The sequence below is a fragment of the Methanocalculus sp. genome (assembly GCF_029762515.1).
Classification (GTDB): Archaea; Halobacteriota; Methanomicrobia; order Methanomicrobiales; family Methanocorpusculaceae; genus Methanocalculus.
Window position 1 is genome coordinate 1 of the sequence record NZ_JARVGN010000171.1, and the last position, 4,688, is coordinate 4,688.

General features: G+C 54.4%; 6 protein-coding genes. 3 read left to right on the forward strand and 3 right to left on the reverse strand.

From position 1 onward, the window contains the following. Together glyS and QCH34_RS07125 are read left to right on the forward strand one after the other, a co-directional pair. A partial coding sequence (gene glyS / locus QCH34_RS07120; protein WP_300332251.1) for a glycine--tRNA ligase occupies positions 1 to 947 on the forward strand: 947 nt, incomplete at its 5' end. 3 nt (positions 948 to 950) lie between these two features. Then, positions 951 to 2,600, forward strand: a complete 1,650-nt coding sequence (locus tag QCH34_RS07125; RefSeq protein WP_300332253.1) for a DEAD/DEAH box helicase — start codon at positions 951 to 953, stop codon at positions 2,598 to 2,600. Here QCH34_RS07125 and QCH34_RS07130 read toward each other — a convergent pair. After that, positions 2,533 to 2,979: an Sjogren's syndrome/scleroderma autoantigen 1 family protein gene (locus QCH34_RS07130; protein WP_300332255.1), complete on the reverse strand. Its 447-nt coding sequence runs from the start codon at positions 2,977 to 2,979 to the stop codon at positions 2,533 to 2,535. The two genes, QCH34_RS07125 and QCH34_RS07130, sit on opposite strands and share 68 nt — an antisense overlap. Before the next feature lie 109 nt (positions 2,980 to 3,088). Here QCH34_RS07130 and QCH34_RS07135 point away from each other — a divergent pair, with 109 nt between their 5' ends. Continuing rightward, positions 3,089 to 3,352 (forward strand): UPF0147 family protein, encoded by a 264-nt coding sequence (locus tag QCH34_RS07135; protein WP_300332257.1) that lies wholly within the window; start codon positions 3,089 to 3,091, stop codon positions 3,350 to 3,352. Between the two features lie 3 nt (positions 3,353 to 3,355). Here the strand turns inward: QCH34_RS07135 and QCH34_RS07140 are convergent, their stop codons facing one another. Beyond that, positions 3,356 to 3,769: a secondary thiamine-phosphate synthase enzyme YjbQ gene (locus QCH34_RS07140; protein WP_300332259.1), complete on the reverse strand. Its 414-nt coding sequence runs from the start codon at positions 3,767 to 3,769 to the stop codon at positions 3,356 to 3,358. 27 nt (positions 3,770 to 3,796) lie between these two features. Beyond that, positions 3,797 to 4,688, reverse strand: an 892-nt coding sequence (locus QCH34_RS07145) for a DNA gyrase C-terminal beta-propeller domain-containing protein (protein ID WP_300332261.1), incomplete at its 5' end; no start/stop codon positions are given.

The window sequence follows — 4,688 nt, forward strand, 5'->3', positions numbered from 1 at the left end:
GTGAGGCAGTTGACAAAGGCCTTGTCGCAAGTGAATATGTCGCATACTACCTTGCTGTTACCCATGACTTCATGATCAGGATCGGCGTTGATCCCACAAAGATCCGGTTCCGCCAGCACCTGCCTGACGAGCGGGCACATTATGCAGCAGACTGCTGGGATGCAGAGTACCATTCAGCCCGGTTTGGCTGGGTGGAAGCAGTCGGAATCGCCGACCGGACTGACTATGATCTCCGGGCTCATGCAGCGGTTTCGGGAGAGAAGATGACCGTCTTCATCCAGTACCAGGAGCCCCGTATCGAGAGAAGATATGCAATAGTTCCGAAGATGGGCAAACTCGGCCCCCGGTTCAAGAACCGGGCAAAAGAGGTCGGGGAGAAGATAGCCGCATCGGTTCCGCAGGATGACGGTACAACAATCGAATTTGATGGCGAGAGAATCTTCATCGAAGCAGATCTCTTTGAGATCAGGGACGAAGAGGTGCTGGTGCGTGGAGAAGAGATCATGCCCCATGTCATCGAACCCAGTTACGGGATAGACCGGCTCTGTTACGCCGTCCTCGAACACTCCTTCTATCAGGACGAGGTCGATGGCGAAGTAAGAACCGTGCTCCGCCTACCCCCGGCAATTGCCCCCGTGCAGGTGGCAGTCTTCCCCCTGATGAACCGTGACGGCCTCGATGAGATCGCACACCAGATCACAGACGCCATCAAGAGTGAAGGAATCCTGGCCGAATATGATGATTCCGGTGCAATCGGGAGGCGGTATAGGAGGCAGGATGAGATCGGAACACCCTATGCGATCACCGTCGACTATGAGTCAAAAGACGATGATTCAGTCACGCTCAGGGAACGTGACAGCATGCAGCAGATCAGGGTCAGAATTGATGAGATCCCATCCACCATCCGAAAGCTCATCAGGGGCGAGATACCGTTTTCACGGGATTAGACGATGGAGACGATCCAGCACCCGTTCATCAGACCAGATACGGTAGAAAAACGCCAGTACCAGCTCGCAGTCGCGATGAGGGCGCTTGAGGAGAACACCCTTGTTGTCCTCCCCACAGGACTTGGCAAGACGGTGATCGCACTCCTTGTTGCCGCCTCCCGGCTCCTGAATGAGGGGGGAAGGATTCTGATCCTCGCCCCCACAAAACCACTCGTTGACCAGCATCTCAGGTTTTTTGAGAACACCCTGAACCTGCCCGATCCACAGGATTCGGACTGTGTCAGTTTTACGGGCGATACCCCCCCTCCGAAGAGAACCCGGCTCTGGGAAGGGTGCCGGGTCTGCTGCGCCACCCCGCAGGTGATCCAGAACGATGTTGAGCAGGGCCGCTACACCCTCTCAGAGGTCTCTCTTCTGATTGTGGATGAATGCCACCGTGCTGTCGGCAATTATGCCTATACACATCTTGCAGAACAGTATCTCGAACAGGCAGAAAAACCCCTGATCCTCGGGATGACCGCATCACCGGGGAGCGATCAGGCCAGGGTTGGCGAGGTCTGCACCCATCTTGGGATCACCCATGTCGAGACACGGGACGAGACCGATCCCGATGTGATCCCCTATATCCACGAACGGACACTGGAAGTGATCCCGGTTGAGTTGCCGCTGCCGCTGAAACGGATCGTCCAGCTGACAGACGCGATGATAGACAGCCGCCTCGGCACACTTGCATCACTCCAGTACTCGCTCCCAAAACGGGAAGGGCTCTCGATGAAGACACTCTCACATCTCCATGCGACGATCCAGGAACGGATCGCAGCAGGGGATGCACGTGCCTACTCGGCTGCCTCGCTCTATGGCGAGATCATGAAACTCCGGCATGCTGTGATCCTGGCAGAGTCACAGGGATCCCGTGCACTCTCACTCTATCTCGAAAAACTCAACACCGAAGGGCATTCGAAGAAGGGGAGCAAGGCAAGCCAGAGGATGGTCGCGGATCACCGCTTCACAGAGATTACCCGGATCATCACCGGGATAACAGGAGAGATCCACCCAAAAGCCGGGATCACCGCAGCTATCATCAGGAACCAGCTGATCGACGATCCAGACAGCAAAATCATCGTCTTTGCAAGCTACCGTGACTCGGTATCGATGCTTGTCGACTACCTGACTGAAGAGGGTATCACCGCCTGCCGGTTCGTCGGCCAGGCATCAAAACAGAAAGAGAAGGGGCTTTCCCAGAAGAAACAGATCGAGGCGATCCAGAGATTCCGGGGAGGGGAGTACCATGTCCTCGTCGCCACTTCCGTCGGAGAAGAAGGGCTTGATATCCCATCCACCGATCTTGTCATCTTCTATGAGGCGGTGCCATCCGAGATCCGGAGCATCCAGCGGAAAGGGCGTACCGGCAGGAGTGCAGCAGGCAGGATCATCGTCCTCGTCACAAAGGGAACAAGTGATGAGACATTCCGGTGGGTTTCAACACGGCGCGAGAAGGCGATGGCAACCGGAGTGAGGCGCCTTCAGGAGAGAAGCGAAAAAGAAGAGATCAAAGAGGAGATACAGGCAAGTATCGGAAACTATATCACTCTCTCCGATGATGATACGGCTCATTCCCCCGGAGAGCCGCAATCGAAAGAGCCCCTTCCCTGATCGCCTGCATATAGAGGAGGCAGCGGGCAGGGTCGGGCTCGTTTGCAATCCTGCCACAGAGCAGCACCATCGCATCTGAGATCGGATCGACACACGAGGGGATATCAGCCTTATTCTGATGCTGAGAAATATCTGCATCAACATTTCGGACCGGGATAACCTGTTTTGGAGGATCAGCTGGTGTCGTACGAGTGGGGATCGGATCGACCGGCATTTCAGAGCCTGATTCAGCCGTCTCTTTCGCAGATTCAGCACAGACCACACAGAACTGTCTGCCCTTGTACTCAAAGAGCGGTGCGTGGCAGACCGGACAGGTCTTTGCCAGCATCTTCGCACCCTTCAGAAGATATTCAGCCATTATCTCATCAATTTCTGCCATAAACACCAGATCTGTATAGGCGATAGGGGATGATGAAAGATACTCTTTCATCCATGAAACTATATAAGTCCACAGGGGGAATACTAAAGAGCAAGATGGAGGGTTCCAATTGGCAGAAACAAACAATACAATACGAAATTGTGTACAGATTTTACAGATGATGAAGGATGATAACACAATTCCAAGGAATATCCGGCGAGTAGCTGACGAGACCATGAACATCCTTCTTGACGAGAAGATGCAGCCAGGTCTCCGTGCGGCAACGGCAATCTCAAAGATTGACGAGGTCAGCACTGATCCGAATATGCCGGTTCACGCACGCACACGGATCTGGGAACTCGTCTCACAGCTCGAATCAATTCCACTCGACTGAGATTCAGGGTAAAATCGTCAGCAGAACGCTCCTTTCTCTGGCATGGCGGATATCCAGCTCGCATAGCACGATCTGCTGCCATGTTCCATTGAGGAGCCTCTTTTCAGCAAAAGGTATTGAGAGAGAGGGGCCGATTATCGCCGCCCGCACGTGGGATCGGCCATTGCCATCCCCCCACCGGTCATCGTGTGCATAGGTTGCATCAGCAGGAGCGATCCGTGATAATACAGTCCGAAGATCGCTCACCGCACCGGGCTCATATTCAATGGTTGTCAGGGCAGCGGTTGATCCCACCACAAAGAGATGGACAATCCCTGTATCCGCTCCACTCTTAACAACAGCATCCGAGACAAAAGGGGTGATATCGATGACATCCCCTTCCCCTGAGGTCTTCAGGTGAATGGTAGTCTGAAACATAGAGAGGGGTTATTTCCCCCCCGGTATCTATTCGTTGTGGTCTTCTTCTTCAGAGCCGCCCTCTTCCTGTGAAGTGAGCATCTCCTGGGTGACGATCGCAAACCCGGTAACCCTGTCACCATCATCGAGCCGGATGATCCGGACACCACGGGTGCTCCGTTTCTGGATTGCAACCTCGTTCACACAGGTCCTGATTACAATCCCGGATGCCGTCATGACGATGATCTCATCGGTATCCGAAACAGAACGGGAAGCGACAACCATCCCTGACCTGATATCGGTGATGATGTTCCGGACACCGAGCGTTCCCCTGCCATGGCCGCGGAACTCATCGAAATCGGTCCGTTTGCCATAGCCGTTCTCGGTTATGGTCAGCAGATGATCGTTATGGATGACTGTTACCGCCTGGAGATGATCGCCATTACGGAGCGAGATGCCGCGGACACCCATCGCACCCCGGCCGACCGGCCTGACCGCCTCCTCATGGAATCTCAGGCTCTGACCATGGCGGGTGGTCAGGATCAGTTCGCGATCGCCGTCAGTCCATTTCACATCCACGAGACGATCGCCTTCCCTGAGTTTGATCGCATTGATGCCGGTCTGCCTTGGATGGGAGAACTGATCGAGTGCGATCTTCACAACCGTTCCATTCCTTGTTGCAAAGAAGAGGAACCGGTCGTCCCTGAACTCGGTAACCGGAATAACTGCCTGTATCGTCTCATTATTGATATTGAGAAGGTTCACAATCGCCTTGCCACGGGAGGTGCGTGTTCCCTCAGGTATATCATAGACCTTCAGCCAGTATGCCCGTCCCAGATCAGAGATACAGAGGAGGTAATCATGGGTGGATGCAACAAAGACAGAGCTGATGCAGTCCTCCTCCTTGGTGGACATGCCGATGATCCCACGGCCCCCTCTC

Coding starts and splice junctions, on each gene's coding strand:
- QCH34_RS07125 (WP_300332253.1), top strand. CDS start 951: ATGGAGACGATCCAGCACCCGTTCATCAGACCAGATACGGTAGAAAAA.
- QCH34_RS07140 (WP_300332259.1), bottom strand. CDS start 3,769: ATGTTTCAGACTACCATTCACCTGAAGACCTCAGGGGAAGGGGATGTC.
- QCH34_RS07130 (WP_300332255.1), bottom strand. CDS start 2,979: ATGGCAGAAATTGATGAGATAATGGCTGAATATCTTCTGAAGGGTGCG.